2 protein-coding genes are annotated in these 19,060 nt (G+C 71.0%); both read right to left on the bottom strand.

Annotated elements, in window-relative coordinates:
- Positions 1-2,816, bottom strand: a 2,816-nt coding sequence (locus tag JK363_RS38950) for a type I polyketide synthase (RefSeq protein WP_201882955.1), incomplete at its 3' end; no start/stop codon positions are given.
- 39 nt (positions 2,817-2,855) lie between these two features.
- Positions 2,856-18,989, bottom strand: coding sequence for a type I polyketide synthase (locus JK363_RS38955; RefSeq protein WP_201882962.1), 16,134 nt, complete (start codon positions 18,987-18,989; stop codon positions 2,856-2,858).
- Between the last annotated feature and the right edge of the window lie 71 nt (positions 18,990-19,060).

The following is a 19,060-nucleotide window of genomic DNA, read 5'->3' on the forward strand; positions in this document are numbered from 1 at the left end:
CGAGACCGGCTCCGCCACGCCGACAACGCAGGCACCACACCACCCAACACCGACGGATCAATACCCAAACGATCCGCCAACCACCCCACATCCTCACGCTCCACCACCGACCAAAACTCCGCATCCACCCCCGCCACCTCGCCCGACGCGGCCACCGACCCCACCGCGCCCGGCCAAAACCGCTCATTCTGAAAGGCATACGTCGGCAACTCCACGCGCCGCGCACCCGACCCCGCAAACAACACGCCCCAGTCCACAGCCACACCACTCACGTGCAGCTGTGCAAGCGCCGTGACGGCCGCTGTCTCCTCCGGCCGGTCCTTGCGCAGCACCGGAACCACCACGGCCTCGTCCGGTACCTGCTCTCCGATCAGCGCCGACAGCACACCATCCGGCCCCAGCTCCACAAACGTCCGCACACCCTCCGCCCGCAGCGCCTGGATGCCATCGGCGAAGCGCACGGTCTCCCGCACATGCCGCACCCAGTACTCCGGCGAACAGATCTCCTCCGCCACAGCCACAGCACCGGTCAGATTCGACACCACCGGAATCCACGGTGCACCGAACTCCAGCCCCTCCACCACCGACCGGAACTCATCCAGCATCGGATCCATCAAAGGCGAGTGGAACGCATGCGATACCCGCAGCCGACGCAACGTGCGATCCTCAAAACGCGCAGCGGTCTCCAGCACAGCCGCTTCCTCACCGGACAGCACCACCGAACGCGGACCGTTCACCGCAGCGACCGCCACACCATCCGGCAGGACGCGCCGAACCCCGTCCTCCGTCGCCCGCACTGCCACCATGGCGCCACCCGCGGGCAGCGCCTCCATCAGCCGGGCTCGCGCGGCCACCAGCGCACATGCATCGGCCAGCGACAACACACCCGCCACATGCGCGGCAGCAACCTCACCAATCGAATGCCCAGCAACATAGTCCGGCCGCATTCCGAGCGACTCCACCAGCCGGAACAACGCCACCTCAACCGCGAACAACGCCTGCTGCGCACAACCCGTCTCGTTCAACGCCTGCGCATCCTCACCCCACATCACCTCCCGCACAGCACCATCCAGATGCGCCAGCACACCATCGAGAGCCTCGGCGAAGAACGGGAACCGGTCATACAGCTCCCGGCCCATCCCCAGCCGCTGCGCACCCTGCCCCGAGAACAGGAACGCCATCGCGCCCTCGCCGGCCACACCCCGAGCGGCCTCGACCACTCCCTGATCGGACGCCAGCAACACTGCCCGATGCTCAAACACCGACCGGCTCGTAGCCAACGAGAACCCGATGTCGAGTGGCGCGTACTCGGGGTACTTCTTCGCGAAGTCCGTCAGCCGCTCCACCTGTGCGTCCAGCGCGGCCGTGGTCCTGCCTGCGACGAGCCAGGGGACGACGCCGGGCACCGTGGTCGGCGGTTCCGCGGTCTCCTGCTCGGGCTCCGGGGCCTGTTCGAGGATCACATGGGCATTGGTACCGCTGATGCCGAACGAGGACACTCCGGCCCGGTGCGGGCGGCCGGTCCGCGGCCACGCGGTGTCGGCTGTGAGCAGGGCGACCGCGCCCTCGGTCCAGTCCACATGGGACGAGGGGGCGTCGACATGCAGCGTGCGTGGCAGCACCTCGTGCCGTAGCGCCATCACCGTCTTGATCACACCCGCCACACCGGCCGCTGCCTGCGTATGGCCCAGGTTGGACTTCACCGAGCCCAACAGCAGGGGACGCTCCGCATCCCGATCCTGACCGTAGACCGCCATCAGCGCCTGCGCCTCGATCGGGTCACCCAGCCTCGTGCCCGTACCGTGTGCCTCCACCGCGTCGACGTCCGCGGCAGACAGCCCAGCTCCGGCCAGCGCCTGCCGGATCACCTGCTGCTGCGACGGCCCGTTCGGCGCCGTCAGGCCATTCGACGCACCGTCCTGATTGACCGCGGAGCCCCGCACCACGGCAAGGATCTCGTGCCCGTTGCGCAGTGCGTCGGAGAGCCGCTCCACGACGAGTACACCGACGCCCTCGGACCAGGCGGTGCCGTCGGCGGCTTCGGCGAATGCCTTGCACCGCCCGTCGGGCGCCAGGCCACCCTGCACGCTGAAGCCGGAGAAATTCGCCGGCGTGGTCATCACGGTGACACCACCGGCCAGCGCCAGGGAGCATTCACCGCCGCGCAGGGCCTGCGCGGCGAGGTGCAGTGACACCAGCGACGACGAGCAGGCGGTGTCCACCGTGACCGCCGGGCCCACGAGACCGAAGACATACGACAGTCGGCCGGAGATCACGCTGGCCGCGAGCCCGGTCCCGCCGTGGCCCTCCAACTCCTCACCGGCCCCGGCAACGAGGCGGACATAGTCCTGGCCGTTGGTGCCGATGAACACGCCGGTCCGGCTGCCGCGCAGCGAGACCGGGTCGATCCCGGTCCGTTCGAACGCCTCCCAGGACACTTCCAGCAGCAGCCGCTGCTGCGGGTCCATCGCCATCGCCTCACGCGGTGAGATCCCGAAGAAGTCCGGGTCGAACTCGGCGGCGTCATAGAGGAATCCGCCCTCAGCGGTCGCACTGCGGCCGTGGCCGTCTCCGCCGAGCACCTCCAGGTCCCACCCTCGGTCGGTGGGGAATCCGGAGATCGCGTCGTCACCCGACGCCACCAGATCCCACAGGCCCTCGGGCGAGGACACTCCGCCGGGGAACCGGCAGGCCATGCCGACGATCGCAACCGGTTCGGTCCGGCCCGATTCTGCCTCCTCCAGCTGCTTCCGCGTCTGATGGAGGTCAGCGGTGACCCACTTCAGGTATTCGACGAGCTTCTCTTCGTCCGCCATGGTCAAGGACCCTTTCCGCTTGTGCGATCGACCGCGGGATCAGCGATCCGCCGGTCCGCCGAGCTCGCTGTCGATGAAGGCCAGAATCTCGTCGGCGCTGGCCGCCTTGAACTGTTGGTGTATGTCCGGCTCACCGGTTTCGGTGGTGTCGCCGGAGCCGGAAACCCGCGCGAGCAGCATCCGCAACCGCGCTGCCGCCCCGGTCCTGGCCGCCTCGTCGAACTCCCCTGCCGACAGAGCCGTCGACAGGGCCTCTTCCAGCCGGTCGAGTTCCGCGGGGAGGGTTGATTCTGCGGCCGGGGCGGATCCGCCCAGCCGTGCCACGAGGTAGTCGGCGACCGCGACGGGTGTCGGATGGTCGTAGATCAGGGTGGCCGGCATCCGCAAGCCGGTCGCGGCGGTGATCCGGTTGCGCATCTCGAGCGCCGTGAGCGAGTCGAAGCCGAGCCGAGAGAACTCCCGCTCGGCCGCGACCGATTCGAGCGAAGGGTGGCCCAGGACTGCCGCGGACTCGGTCCGGACAAGATCGGTGAGGAAGCGCACCCGCTCGTGCTCGCGCATGCTCAGCAGCCGAGCTGCCAGGTCCGGTGTGCTGTTGCCCGCGGCCGCGGTCCGACGACGGCCGCCGATCAGGTCACGCAGGATCGCGGGGACCGTACCCGCGAACGCCGTTGAGCCGGCGCCCGGCCTGCCCAAAGTGCGCATCAGGATCAGCCGGGATTCGTCGCGGGCGGTTGCCGCGTCGAACAGGGCGAGCCCCTGTGCCGGGGTCAGGGGTGGCGTCCCGGACCGGTTCAGACGCTCGATGTGGGCCTTGCTGAGCCCGCTGGTCATGCCGGTTCCCTGGGCCCAGGGCCCCCACGCCAGCGAGGTCGCCGCCAGTCCCGCGCGCCTGCGGTGCTGGGCGAGCGCGTCGAGGAAGGCGTTTGCGGCGGCGTAGTTCGCCTGCCCCGGGCTGCCCATCACACCCGAGACCGAGGAGTAGACGACAAACGCGGCGAGATCCATGGTCTGTGTCGCCTCGTGCAGATGCCACCCGGCGTCGACCTTGGGCCGCAGCACCGCGTCCATCCGCTCGGGGGTGAGCGAACCCAGTACGCCGTCGTCGAGCACACCGGCGGTATGCACCACCGCGGTCAGCGGGTGACGCGCGGGGACGCGGGCCAGCAGCCCGGGTATCGCGGCGGGGTCGGCGACATCGCAGGCGGCGAGGGACACCTCCGCACCCTGCGCGGTCAGCTCGTCACGCAGTCGGGCCGCCCCCGGTGCGTCGGCGCCGCGGCGGCCGGCCAGCAACAGATGCCTGACGCCGTGCTCGGTCACCAGGTGCCGTGCCAGTTCACGGGCCAGACCGCCGGTGCCACCGGTGATCAGCACCGTGCCGTCGGGGCCCCATGGCGACCGGGGCGGGGCGCCCGCGGACGTGGGCAGCTCGGGCAGGCGCGCCATGCGCGCCACCCGGACGGTCCCTTGCCGCACCACACACTGCTCCTCGTCCATGCCCGGCAGGTACGGCAGCACGGCCGTGGAAGCCGCCGTGCCGTCGAGGTCGGCGAGCAGGAACCGGCCGGGGTTCTCCGACTGCGCGGACCGCACCAGACCCCACACCGCCGCCGCGGCCAGGTCCCGTACGTCCTCGCCGTCGGCCGCGACCGCGCCCTTGGTGACGAACACCAGACGGGTGCGGGCGAGCCGGTCCTCGGCCAGGCACTCCTGCATCAGCGCCAGCACCCGGTGGGTGATCTCGTGTACCGCCTGCGGGCCACGTGCCATATCGCCCTCGACGGATACGACGAGTACCCGCGGTACCACCGCACTGCCACGATCCCGCAGATCGGCTAGTGAGTTCACTGGTACTGGTGCCGGGTCCAGCACACCGGTCGTGCCCGGCCCCTCGGCGCCGAGTACGAACCAGTCCGTGGTGTCGCGCGCCTCCGGTACCTCCCGGCGGACCCACGTGACGTGGAACAGGGGCCCGCTCGGATCCTGGGGCGCCGGGCGGGCATCGGCCCGGGTCGTCGCGGGACGCAGCTCGATCGAGTCCGCCGAGAGGACAGGCGCGCCCAGCACATCGGAAGCCACCAGGGCCACGCCGTCCGTATGGGGGGTGAGCCGGACCCGCAGCACCGACGCGGACGCGGCGTGCAGTGACACCCCGCGCCACCGCTTCGGTGTCAGCCACGGGCCGTCCTCGTCGCCGCCGCTGAACACCGCCGCGTGCAGAACGGCGTCCAGCAGCGCCGGGTGGATGCCGAAACCGTCAACGTCCCCTGCCTGGTGTGGCAGGGCGACCTCGGCGTAGAGGTCCTCGCCCCGGCGCCAGGCACCGCGCAGACCCTGGAACGCAGGCCCGCGGTGCAGGCCCGTTTCGGCGCGGTGTTCGTAGAAGCCGTCCAGGTCGATCGTGGTCGCGCCGGGCGGGGGCCACTGTGCCCTGTCGACGTCTGGTGTCCGCTCGCCCGGGGTGAGCCGCCCGTGGGCCTGCAACGTCCAGGCGGCCTCGGGGTCGCCGGCGGGGCGCGCGTGGCACCGCACGTCACGGTGACCGGTGTCGTCGGGCTGCCCCACCCACACCTGGATCTGCACCGCTCCCCAGTCCGGTACCACCAGTGGGGCGGCCGTGGTCAGCTCCTCCACCCTGCCGCACTCGACGTGGTCGCCCGCGCGGATCGCAGCCTCCAGGTACGCGCTGTCCGGCAGCTGGACCACACCGTCGACGGTGTACTCGGCGAGCCAGGGTTGCAGGGCGAGGGACACGGTGCCGGTGAGCACCAGGTCCGCCGAGCCCGCGACGGGCAGCACCGCGCCGAGCATCGGATGCTGCGTACTGGCCAGGCCCAGCCCCGCGGCGTCGGCGGAGCTCAGTGACACCGTGGGCCACAGCCGCTGGTGCTGGAAGGCGTACGTGGGAAGGTCGGTCCGGCGCGCCCCGGTCCTGGCGAAGAACGCCCCCCAGTCCACGGGCACACCACTCACATGCAACCGCGCGAGCGCGGTGACGACCGTGGCCTCCTCGGGCCGGTCCTTGCGCAGCACCGGCACGACGACGCTGCCGTCCGGCGCCGAGTCCTCGACGAGTGGCGACAACACTCCGTCCGGGCCCAGTTCCAGGTACGTCCGTACGCCCTGCGCGCCGAGCGCCTGGATGCCGTCGGCGAATCGCACGGTCTCCCGCACATGCCGCACCCAGTACTCCGGGGAGCGCAGCTCGTCGGAGGTGGCGAGTGCGCCGGTGAGGTTGGACACCACCGGGATCCGCGGCTCATGGAAGGTGAGCTGCTCGACCTCGGAGCGGAACGCGTCCAGCATGGGGTCCATCAGCGGCGAGTGGAAGGCATGACTGACCACGAGCCTGCTCGTCCGGCGGCCGGTGACCTGTGCGGTGATGCGGAGTACGGCGTCTTCGTCCCCGGAGAGCACCACCGACGCCGGTCCGTTCACCGCGGCGATGGAGACCCGTTCGGTGAGCAGCGGCGTGACCTCGTCCTCCGCAGCCTGCACCGCGACCATCGCACCACCGGACGGCAACGCCTGCATCAACCGTGCCCGCGCCGACACCAGCGCGCACGCGTCCTCCAACGACAGCACACCAGCGACATGCGCGGCCGTGACCTCGCCGAGCGAGTGTCCGGCCACGAAGTCCGGCGCCACTCCCCAGGACTCCAACAGCCGGAACAGCGCCACCTCGAGCGCGAACAGCGCCGGCTGGGCGTACCCGGTCTCGTTCAGCCGCTCGGTGTCCTCGCCCCAGATCACGTCGCGCAGGGCGGATACGGCGTCCACCTGGCCGGCGTCGCCCGCCTGGCCCGCGTCGAGTGTGTCGCCCACGGCGGGACCGAGCGCGGCGAGCACCGTGTCCAGCGCCTCCGCGAACACCGGGAACCGGTCGTACAGCTCCTGGCCCATGCCGAGCCGCTGCGCACCCTGGCCGGAGAAGAGCACCGCCGACGGACCTTCGGCCGCCACTCCCCGGGCCACCTCGGTGACGTCGTCACCGGAGGCCACCAGAACCGCCCGGTGTTCGAAGGCCGACCGGGCCGTGGCGAGTGAGTAGCCGATGTCCAGTGGCGGCTGTCCGTCAGCGAAGGACGTGATCCGGGCCAGCTGGGCGTCCAGCGCGGCTTCGGTCCGGCCCGACACCGGCCACGGCACCACGGTCGGGCGGGTCGGAGGCTCATGTGGCTCCCCGGACTCCGTTGCCATGGCCGGGCCCTGTTCGAGGATCAGGTGCGCGTTGGTGCCGCTGATCCCGAACGAGGAGATGCCCACCCGGCGCGGGTGATCCACCCTGGGCCACGCGCGGTTCTCCGTCAGCAGCTCGACCGCGCCCGCCGCCCAGTCCACATGGGACGACCGCGCGTCCACGTGCAAAGTCCGCGGCAGGGTTCCTTGGCGCAGCGCCGCCACCATTTTGATGACACCGGCGACACCGGCCGCGGCCTGGGTGTGCCCGAGGTTGGACTTCACCGACCCCAGCAGCAACGGATGCTCCCGGTCCCGTCCATAGGTGGCGAGCAAGGCATGCGCCTCGATCGGGTCGCCCAACGTGGTCCCGGTGCCATGTGCCTCCACCGCGTCGATGTCCGCGGGGGACAGCCCGGCACTGGCGAGAGCCTGACGGATGACGCGCTGCTGCGAGGGGCCGTTCGGGGCGCTCAGCCCGTTCGAGGCGCCGTCCTGGTTGACGGCGGAGCCCCGCACCACGGCCAGAACCTCGTGGCCGTTGCGCAGAGCGTCGGACATCCGCTCGACCACCAGCACACCGACGCCCTCGGACCAGCCGGTACCGTCCGCCGCGTCGGCGAACGCCTTGCACCGGCCGTCCGGGGCGAGCCCACCCTGGGCGCTGAACCCGGCGAAGCTGGAGGATGTCGTCATCACCGTGACACCGCCCGCCAACGCCAGGGAGCATTCTCCGCTGCGCAGCGCCTGCGCGGCCAGGTGCAGCGACACCAGCGAGGACGAGCACGCGGTGTCCACGGTGGTCGCCGGGCCCTCCAGGCCGAACACATACGACAGCCGCCCGGAGATCACACTCGCCGCCAGGCCGGTTCCGATGTGGCCGCCGATGTCCTCCCGTGCGCGGGTGACCAGGTGAATGTAGTCCTGGCCGTTGGTGCCGATGAAGACCCCGGTCGGGCTGCCCCGCAGCCCGGCGGGGTCGATCCCGGTCCGTTCGATCGCCTCCCAGGACACTTCCAGCAGCAGCCGCTGCTGCGGGTCCATCGCCAGCGCCTCACGCGGCGAGATCCCGAAGAACTCCGGGTCGAAATCGGCGGCGTCGTAGAGAAATCCCCCACGGGCGGTCACGCTGCTGCCGGGACCACCTCCCGCAAGTGTCTCCAGATCCCAGCCCCGGTCGCCGGGGAAGGATGAGATCGCGTCCCGTCCGGCGGTGACCAGGCCCCACAGATCTTCCGGGGATCGCACATCTCCGGGGAATCGGCACGCCATCCCGACGATCACGATCGGGTCGTCGTCACGTGCGTCGGCCCGGAGGCGGGCGGGCAGCGGCTCGTCGGTTGGCTGCCGTCCCAGCAGTTCGGCTTCCAGATGCTCGACGAGGACGCGGGGACGCGGGTAGTCGAAGAGCAGGCCGGCGGGCAGTGTCAGGCCGGTGATACGCGCCAGCCGACTACGCAGCTCCATGGAGGTCAGCGAGTCGAACCCGAGCTCCTGGAAGGCTCGGTCCGCGCCGATGGCGCCCGCGTCCGGGTGTCCCAGCACCGCGGCGGCATGGGTACGCACCAGGTCCAGAAGCACCCTGGCACGCTCGGCGGCCGGGGACGCGAGCACGCCCTCACGCCATTTCGACGCGGCGGACTCGCTGTCCTGCCGGGCTTCCCGTGCCGACTGCGCTGCCTCGTGGAAGCCTGGCAGGGTACTGAGGGTTGGGCTGGGCCGGAGGCTGCACAGCGCCTCCAACACGTCCTTCCGCCGCAGATCGGCGACGATCGTGTTCGCCTCCGGCTCGGTCACCAACTCACCCAGCAACTCCAGGGCAAGGCCGGGCTCCAGCCCGATGACCCCGGCCTCCCCCGGTCCGCCCTGCAGGCCGGCAGCCATACCACCACCCGCCCAAGCACCCCACGCAACCGACGTCGCCACCAACCCCCCAGCACGCCGACGCTCAGCCAACGCATCCAACACCGCATTCGCCGCCGCATAATTCGCCTGCCCCGGATTCCCCACAGCACCCGCCACCGACGAGAACAGCGCGAACACCGACAAGTCCCGGCCTCGAGTCAACTCATCGAGCAGCAGTGCCGGGGCAACCTTCGCCCGGAACACCGCACCAAACCGCTGCGGCGTCAACCCATCAAGCACCGCATCGTCCAGTACTCCCGCGGCGTGCACCACACCGGTCAGCGGAAGCTCCTCCGGAATCCCCGCCAAAGCCGCCTCAAGCTCCGCGCGATGAGCTGTATCACACGCAGCAACCGTCACCCGCGCACCCAACGCTGACAACTCCGCCACCAACTCCCCCGCACCCGGCGCCCCCTCACCCCGCCGACTCAACAACAACAAATGCTCCACCCCACGCCCCGCCAACCAACGCGCCACATGCCCACCCAACACACCCGTACCACCCGTAATCAACACCGTCCCCGACGGCTCCCAACCCCCGCCCGCAGCCGCAGGCACCGGCGCAGGTGCAGGAACCAACCGCCGCCCGTACACCCCACCACCACGCACCGCAACCTGATCCTCATCCCCCACCCCACCACCAAGAACCCCCACCAACCGCCGCACCACACCACCACTCAACTCCACCGGCACATCCACCACACCACCCCAAAGCTCCGGATACTCCAACGCCGCCACCCGCCCCAAACCCCACAAACCACCCTGACCCACACTCCCCACCAACTCCCCCACACCCACCGACACCGCACCACACGTCACCACCCACAACCGCCCACCAACCCCCACCTCATCCAACGCCTGCACCAACACAGCCGTATCCACCACACCCACCGGAACACTCGACCAACGCCACCCCTCACACACCCCCAACAACGACACCACCCCAGCAAACCGCACACCACCCTCAACCACCCCCCGCAACTGCTCAACCAACCCCGCACGATCCACCCGCCCCGACACCACCAACCGCACCACACCCGAACCCAACCCCTCCACCAACGACTCCACCCACTCACCATCAACACCCTCACCCGGCACCACCACCAACCACACACCCGGCAACACCACCCCCGACACCCCACCCAACAACTCCCAACGCTCCCTAAACCGCAACCCATCCCCCACCACACGAGACTCAGCCACCGGCCCCACCGACGCCGGCCAAAATCGCTCACGCTGGAAGGGATAGGTGGGCAACTCCACCCGCCGCGCACCCGAACCCGCAAACAACGCATGCCAGTCCACGGCCATGCCGCTCACGTGCAACTGTGCAAGCGCCGTAATGGCGGCTGTCTCCTCCGGCCGGTCCTTACGCAGTACCGGAACCACCACGGCCTCGTCCGGTACCTGCTCTCCGACCAGTGCCGAGAGCACACCATCCGGCCCCAGCTCCAGGAAGGCCCGTACGCCCTCAGCGCTGAGCGTCTGGATGCCGTCAGCGAAACGCACCGTCTCCCGCACATGCCGCACCCAGTACTCCGGCGAACAGATCTCCTCTGCCGCAGCCACAGCACCGGTCAGATTCGACACCACCGGAATCGACGGTGCACCGAACTCCAGCCCCTCCACCACCGACCGGAACTCGTCCAACATCGGATCCATCAACGGCGAATGGAACGCATGACTGACAACCAGACGCTTCGTCCTGCGCCCCTCGGCCTCCAAACAAGCAGCGACCTCCAGCACCGCCGCTTCCTCACCGGAGATCACCACCGACGACGGCCCATTCACCGCCGCCACCGACACCCGACCCGACGCCCCCGCCACCAGCGGCACAACCTCGTCCTCGCCGGCCTGGACCGCCACCATCACTCCACCCGACGGCAACGCCTCCATCAACCGAGCCCGCGCCCCCACCAGCACACACGCATCAGCCAGCGACAGCACACCAACCACATGAGCTGCCGCGACCTCTCCGATGGAGTGCCCGGCCACAAAGTCCGGCCGTACACCCCACGACTCGACCAGCCGGAACAACGCCACCTCAACCGCAAACAACGCCTGCTGCGCATAACCCGTCCGGTTCAACGCCTCCGCATCCTCACCCCACATCACCTCCCGCACAGAACCATCCAGCTGCGTCAACACACTGTCGAGAGCCTCGGCAAACACCGGGAACCGGTCATACAGCTCCCGCCCCATCCCCAGCCGCTGCGCACCCTGCCCCGAAAACACAACCCCCAGGCGCGGCCCCTCCCCGGCCTCGCCCCGCGCAACCTCCACCACCCCCTCATCCGACGCCAGCAACACCGCCCGATGCCCAAACACCGACCGGCTCGTAGCCAACGAGAACCCGACATCCATCCGAGCACCGCTGTCAGGAACGGAACGGAGCCGGCCGATCTGAGCCTCGAGAGCCGCCACACTCTTGGCCGACACCGGCCAAGGCACCACACCCCAACCAACTTCCCGAGGTTCAACAGGCTGCTCCACCACAGGCCCCGCCTCAAGAATCACATGCGCATTCGTGCCACTGATCCCGAACGACGACACACCCGCACGACGAGCCCGGCCCGTCTCAGGCCAAGGGGTGTTCTCCCTCAGTACCCGCACATCGCCAGCCGTCCAGTCCACATGCGAAGACGGCACATCAGCATGCAACGTCCGCGGCACCACACCATGCCGCATCGCCATCACCGTCTTGATCACACCCGCCACACCCGCCGCTGCCTGCGTATGGCCCAGGTTCGACTTCACCGACCCCAGCAACAGCGGCCGTTCACGGTCCTGCCCATAGACCGCCATCAGCGCCTGCGCCTCGATCGGGTCACCCAGCCTCGTCCCCGTACCGTGTGCTTCCACTGCGTCGACGTCCGCAGGAGAGAGCCCCGCTCCGGCCAGCGCCTGCCCGATCACCTGCTGCTGCGACGGCCCGTTCGGCGCCGTCAGGCCATTCGACGCACCGTCCTGATTGACCGCGGAGCCCCGCACCACCGCCAAGACCGGATGCCCATTGCGCAGCGCGTCGGAGAGCCGCTCCACCACCACCATGGCGACACCCTCGGACCAGCCGGTGCCGTCGGCGGCGTCGGAGAACGCCTTGCACCGCCCGTCGTGGGCCAGTCCGCCCATCCGGGAGAACCCGGCGAAGCTCATCGGTGTGGACATGATCGTGACCCCACCGGCCAGCGCCAGGGAGCATTCACCGCCGCGCAGGGATTGCGCGGCCAGATGGAGTGACACCAGCGAGGAGGAGCACGCCGTGTCGACGGTGATGGCCGGGCCCTCCAGTCCCAGGACGTAGGCGAGTCGGCCGGACGCCACACTGCCGGACAGACCGGTGAGAGCGTGGCCCTCGACATCGACGGTGGACCGCATGACGAGGGTTCCGTAGTCCTGGCCGCTGAACCCGACGAACACGCCCGTCCGGCTGCCGCGCAGGGAGACCGGGTCGATCCCCGAGCGCTCGACGGCCTCCCAGGTCTGCTCCAGCAGCAGTCGCTGCTGCGGGTCCATCGCCAGTGCTTCGCGCGGACTGATGCCGAAGAAACCGGCGTCGAAATCGGCTACGCCCCGCAGGAAGCCGCCCTTGCCGTCCATGCCGTGCGTGCTGTCCGTGCCCGCCCCCGGGCTGTAGGCACCGGAGTGGTGTTCCCAACCGCGGTCGGTGGGGAAGCCGGATATCGCGTCCCCGCCGGATTCAACGAGCCGCCACAGGTCCTCCGGCGAGTCCACTCCGGCCGGGAAGCGGCAGCTCATGCCGATGATGGCCACGGGCTCGTCGGTCACCGCGGCCGGGGTGTGCGGTGCCGCGGAGACCGGGACGGCGCCTTCCTGCACCAGCTCCCCGAGCAGATATCCGGCGAGCCGGGCGGGTGTCGGGTAGTCGAAGGCCAGGGTGGCGGACAGCGCGAGTCCGGTGACCGTGGCCAGACGGTTGCGCAGTTCGATCGCGGTCAGCGAGTCGAGACCCAGCCCGCGGAACTCCTTTTCCGCGGCGACGACTTCGTGTGAGGAGTGCCCGAGCACACCTGCGGCCTCGCCACGTACCAGGTCCACCAGATGGCGCTGCCGTTCGTCGGTGCGCAGCCCGGCCAGGTGCTCGGCGAGAGCGGCCCGCGAGGCTCCCCCTCGTCCGGCAGCGGCGCGGCGGCCGGTGCGGATCAGGCCCCGGAGCAGGGCCGGGACCTCCGACGGGGCGCGTAGGGCGCCGCCGCCGACCGGCAGGGGGACGATCAGCGGCTCGTCGCTGCCCAGGACGGCGTCGAACAGGTTGAGCCCCTGCTGCACCGGGAGCAGGGGTAGCCCGAGGGCGCCGGTCCGGTGGAGGTCCTGGTTGTCCAGGGTGCTGGTCATCCCGGCGCGCTGTTCCCAGGCGGGCCATGCCAGGGACACGGCGGGCAGTCCGGTGGCGCGGCGGTGGTGCGCCAGGGCGTCCAGATATCCGTTGCCCGCCGCGTAGTTCGCCTGTCCGGGGCTGCCCATCACACCCGCGGTCGAGGAGTACAGCACGAACGCGGCGAGATCGCATTCCCTGGTCGCCTCGTGGAGGTTCCAGGCGGCGTCCACCTTGGGCCGCAGCGCCGTGTCGATCCGCTGCGGGGTCAGTGAGCCGATCACGCCGTCGTCCAGCACGCCCGCCAGGTGCGCCACGGCGGTCAGCGGGTGTGCGGCGGGTATGCGGGCCACCAGCTCCTGTACGGCGGTGCGGTTCGCGACATCGCAGGCGACCACGGACACGTCGGCGCCCTGGGCGGCCAGTTCCGCCTGGAGGTCGGCGGCGCCCGGGGCGTCCGTGCCGCGGCGCCCGGTGAGCACCAGGTGGCGTATGCCCCGCTGGGCGACGAGATGGCGGGCCAGCTCCGCGCCCAGGCCACCGGTGCCGCCCGTGATCAGCACCGTGCCCTCGGTGTCCCACTCGGGCGGCATGGTCAGAACGATCTTGCCGATGTGCTGTGCCAGGCTCATCCAGCGGAACGCCTCGCGGGCGCGGCGCACGTCCCAGGTGCGTACCGGCAGCGGTTTGAGCGCTCCCTCGCCGAACAGGCCGGTGAGTTCGGCAAGCATCCGCTGGATGTGGTCGGGGGACGCGAAGCCCAGGTCGAACGCCTGGTAGTGGATGCCGGGCGGCACGCTGTCGGCGTCCCGGATATCGGTCTTGCCCATCTCCAGGAACCGGCCGCCGTGCCGCAGCAGCGGCATCGAGGCGTCCACGAACTCACCGGCCAGCGCGTTCAGTACAACATCGATGCCGCCCTCGCCCGCGACGTCGGCGAAGGCCGACTGGAACTCGGTGGTGCGGGAGGAGGCGATATGGTCCTCCGACACACCCAGTTCGCGCAGAACATCCCACTTGCTCTCACTGGCGGTGGCGAACACCTCGGCGCCGAGGTGGTGGGCGAGCTGGATCGCGGCCATGCCGACGCCGCCGGCGCCCGCGTGCACCAGCACCTTCTCACCGGGGCGGACTCCGGCCAGGTCCGACAGGGCGAGGTGGGCGGTGAGGAACGCCAGCGGGACGGACGCCGCCGTCTCCCACGACCAGTCGTGCGGCACCGCGGTCAGATGCCGCTCGTCGACCACGACCGTGGGGCCGAACCCGCCGGACACCATGCCCATGACGCGGTCACCCGGCCGCAGTCCGGTCACGTCCGGGCCGACCTCCATGACCACCCCGGCCGCCTCGGAGCCGAACAGCCCGGCCTCGCCGGGATACATGTCGAGCGCGTTCAGGACGTCCCGGAAGTTGATGCCTGCGGCGCGTACGGCCATGCGCACCTGTCGGCCGGCCGGCGGTTCGAGCACCTCCGGGCACGGCAGGAGGTCCAGGGTGTCGAGGCTGCCCTTGCGGCGGCTGTCCAGCCGCCAGGGCGTGTTCAGCGGCGGCACCAGGGCGGCACCGGCTCCCGATGTCGCGCGGGCCAGGCGTCCCACGCGCAGCTGCCCGGCACGGATCAGCGCCTGTGGCTCGTCGAGGGCGGACAGTCCCGGCACGCCCGGCAGGACGGCCCCGGCCGCCGCCGGGTCGTCGTCGAGGTCCAGGAGCAGGAATCGGCCGGGGTTCTCCCACTGGGCGGACCGCACCAGTCCCCACACCGCCGCCGCGGCCAGGTCCTGTACGTCCTCGCCGTCGGCCGCGACCGCACCCCTGGTGACGAACACCAGGCGGGAACGGGCGAAGGGTTTCCCGGCGAGCCATTGCTGCACCAGGTCCAGCGCCCGGTGGGTCAGGGCATGAACGGCGTCCGGGCCGCCGTCCCCGGCCAGCGGCACGGCGACCACCGGCGGCACCGCGTCCCGCCGCGCCAGGTCGGCCAGAGAGGAGACGCGTTCCGATGTGGTCCCCGCCGCGTCCAGCGCCGCATCCAGGCCGATGTCGTCCGCGCCGACCACGGCCCAGGCGGAGTCCACCGCTTCCGGGGCGGCCTGGTCCACCCAGTCCAGCCGGAACAGTGCGTCCATGGGGTCCGGGGCAGTGGGCGCGGTGGGTTGTGTGGACGGTGCGCGCAGGGTCAGTGACTCCACCGAGATCACCGGGGCGCCGTCGGTATCCGCCCCGGCGACGACGACGGTGTCCGGGCCGGTCCGCAGCAACCGCGCCCGCAGTGTGGATGCCCCGGAGGCGTGCAGGGTGGCACCGCGCCACTCGAAGGGCAACAGTTGTTCCTCGTCGCCGGAGAACGCCGCCGCGTGCAGCACGGAGTCCAGCAACCCCGGGTGGACACCGAAGTCTCCGGCGTCGTCCACGGCTTCCGGCAGCGCGACCTCGGCGAAGAGTTCGTCGCCACGGCGCCAGACCGCACGCAGACAGCGGAAGGTCGGTCCGTACTCCAGACCGGACCGCGCGTACCGGTCGTAGAGACCGTCGATGTCGACCACCGTGGCACCGGGCGGCGGCCAGCGCGTCGCCTCGAAGTCCGCCGCTGGGCCGGTGATCTGCCCGGCGTCTTCCTCGCTCCGCACGAGGCTCCGGACGAGCGTTCCGGTGGCGTGAAGTGTCCACGGCGCGTCGGGAGCGTCCGTCGGGCGTGCGAAGAAGCGTACGGCGCGGCGCCCGTTGTCATCGAACTCGCCTATGTGCAACTGGAGTTGAGTCGCACCGTGCTCGGGCTGCACCAGTGGCACGGCCAGGGCCAGGTCCTCCACCCGGTCACAGCCGGTCCGGTCCCCGGCCCGGATGGCCAGCTCCAGGAACCCGGTCCCGGGAAAGAAGATCATGCCGCCGACCACATGGTGGGCGAGCCACGGGTGGGTCGCGGTGGACAGCACACCGGTCAGCACCAGTTCGTCGGTGCCGGCCACGACCATCTCCGCGCCGAGCAGCGGATGCCCGGCCGGGTCAAGACCGGCCCCGGACAGGTCGGCCGACAGCGCCGCGCCCGAGGGCCAGTACCGCCGTCGTTGGAACGCGTACGTGGGCAGGTCGATCCGCTGGGCTCCGGTGCCGGCGAAGAACGCCTGCCAGTCCACCGCGATCCCGTTCACATGCAGCCCCGCGACACCGGTCGCCAGGGCGTGTCCCTCCGCCCGGTCCTTGCGCAGCAGCGGCAGCACCACGGCCGTCTCCGGCACGCACTCCTCGGCCGCCGCCGAGAGCACCCCGTCCGGGCCGAGTTCCACGAGCACCCCGGCACCGGCGTCGGCCAGGGACCGTACCCCGTCGGCGAACCGTACGGTCTCCCGGACGTGCCGCATCCAGTACTCGGGCGAGCACAGCTCACCCTCCTCGGCGAGCCGGCCGGTCAGGTTCGACACCACGGAGATCTGCGGCTCGTGGAACTCCAGTCCGTGAAGGGCCTGCCGGAAGTCCGCCAGCATCGGCTCCATCAGCGGCGAGTGGAAGGCGTGCGACACCCGCAGCCGGCTGGTGCGGTGGCCGCGTGCCGCCAGGCTCGCCGTGATGTCCCGCAGGGTTTCCCCGTCACCGGACAGCACCACCGACGCCGGGCCGTTCACGGCGGCGACCGACACCGGGCCGTCCAGCAGCGGTAGCACCTCGTGCTCGGTGGCCCGTACCGCCACCATCGCGCCGCCCGGCGGCAGCGCCTGCATCAGACCGGCGCGCGCCGACACCAGTGTGCAGGCGTCCGCCAGCGACAGCACGCCCGCGATGTGCGCGGCGGCGACCTCGCCGACCGAGTGCCCGGCCACGAAGTCCGGCGTCACTCCCCAGGACTCCACCAGCCGGAACAGCGCCACCTCGACGGCGAACAGCGCCGGCTGGGCGTGCCCGGTCTCGTTGAGCCGCTCGGCGTCCTCGCCCCACATCACCGTGCGGACGGCGGGGTCGAGCTCCGCGAGCACGGCGTCCAGCGCCTCGGCGAACGCCGGGTACCGGTCGTACAGTTCCCGGCCCATGCCGAGGCGCTGCGCGCCCTGTCCGGAGAACAGCATGGCGAGCTTGCGCCGGCCCGCGACGACGCCACTGATGGCACAGGGTGCGCTGCCGTTCTCCGCCCAGGCCGCCAGTCCGTCCTGGAGGGCGTCGTGTTCCCCGGCGACGACGGCCAGCCGGTGTTCGAGGGCGGCCCGGGAGGTCGCGAGGGAGAACGCCACGTCGAGCGGCCGCAGTCCGGGGTCCTGGCGCAGCCGTGCGAGGAGAGCCGTGGCCTGGTCCCGCAGCGCGGCCTGGGTGCCGCCGGACAGCACCCACGGCAGTGTGGTCAGCCGGCGCTCGGGCTCCTCGGGCGGCTCCTCGGGGCGCTCCGGGGCCTGTTCGAGGAGCACATGCGCGTTGGTGCCGCTGACTCCGAAGGAGGAGACGCCCGCGCGCCGGGGGCGGCCGGTGTCCGGCCAGAAGCGCTGCTCCGTCGCCAGTTCCACCGCTCCGGCGCTCCAGTCCACCAAGGACGAGGGGGCATCGGCGTGCAGTGTCCGCGGTACGGCTCCGTGCCGCATCGCCATCACCATCTTGATGACACCGGCGACCCCGGCCGCGGCCTGGGCGTGCCCGAAGTTGGACTTGACCGACCCCAGGAGCAACGGGGTCTGCCGGTCCTGTCCGTAGGTGGCGAGCAGGCTCTGTGCCTCGATGGGGTCGCCCAGCGGCGTGCCGGTGCCGTGGGCCTCCACCACGTCCACGTCCGTGGTGTCGAGTCCGGCGTTGGCCAGCGCCTGCCGGATGACCCGGCGCTGTGACGGGCCGTTGGGGGCGGTGAACCCGTTCGACGCGCCGTCCTGGTTGACCGCGCTGCCGCGGACGACGGCGAGCACCGGGTGTCCGTTGCGCTGCGCGTCGGACACCTTCTCCAGGACGAGGACGCCCACGCCCTCGGACCATCCGGTGCCGTCGGCGGCATCGGAGAACGCCTTGCACCGCCCGTCGCGGGCCAGCCCGCCCTGGCGGCTGAACTCGATGAGCGGGCCCGGCGTGGCCATGACGTTGACCCCGCCGGCCAGCGCCAGCGAGCATTCGCCGTTGCGCAGCGACTGTACGGCCAGGTGCAGCGCGACCAGGGACGACGAGCAGGCCGTGTCGACCGTCAGCGAGGGCCCTTCCAGACCGAGGGTGTACGACAGCCGCCCGGACAGCGCACTCGCCGCGATCCCGGTGCCGACCTCGCCGGTCGCGTCGTCCAGCGAACGCACCATCAGGTAGGCGTAGTCCTGGCCGTTGGTGCCCATGAACACACCGGTCCGGCCCGCTCGCAGGCGGGTGGCGTCGATGCCCGCGCGCTCGATCGCCTCCCACGCCGTCTCCAGCAGCAGCCGCTGCTGCGGGTCCATGCGCAGGGCCTCCCGTGGCGAGATGCCGAAGAAGCCGGGGTCGAAGTCGGCGGCGCCATCGAGGAATCCGGCCTGTTGGCTGAGTTCGTTGCCCCGCTGGTCGGCCGGGCTGGTGCGCAGGGCGCCCAGATCCCAGCCGCGGTCGGCCGGGAAGCCGGAGATGGCGTCGGTGCCGGATTCGACCAGCCGCCACAGGTCCTCCGGGGAGCGCACACCGCCGGGATACCGGCAGCCCATGCCGACGACGGCGATGGGTTCGGTGGCTGCGGCGATCAGGTGCTTGTTCTGCCGCCGGAGGCGCTCGCCCTCCTTCATGGCGGCGCGGAGCGCCTGGACGACCTGCTCGCTGGGCGTGCTCATGGGTGACTCCGTCGCTCTGCTCGATCGACTGGGGGTTGGGCTGGCTCAACTGGGGTGCCGGACCGTGCCGG

It is taken from the genome of Streptomyces coffeae, assembly GCF_016741875.1.
Classification (GTDB): Bacteria; Actinomycetota; Actinomycetes; order Streptomycetales; family Streptomycetaceae; genus Streptomyces; species Streptomyces coffeae.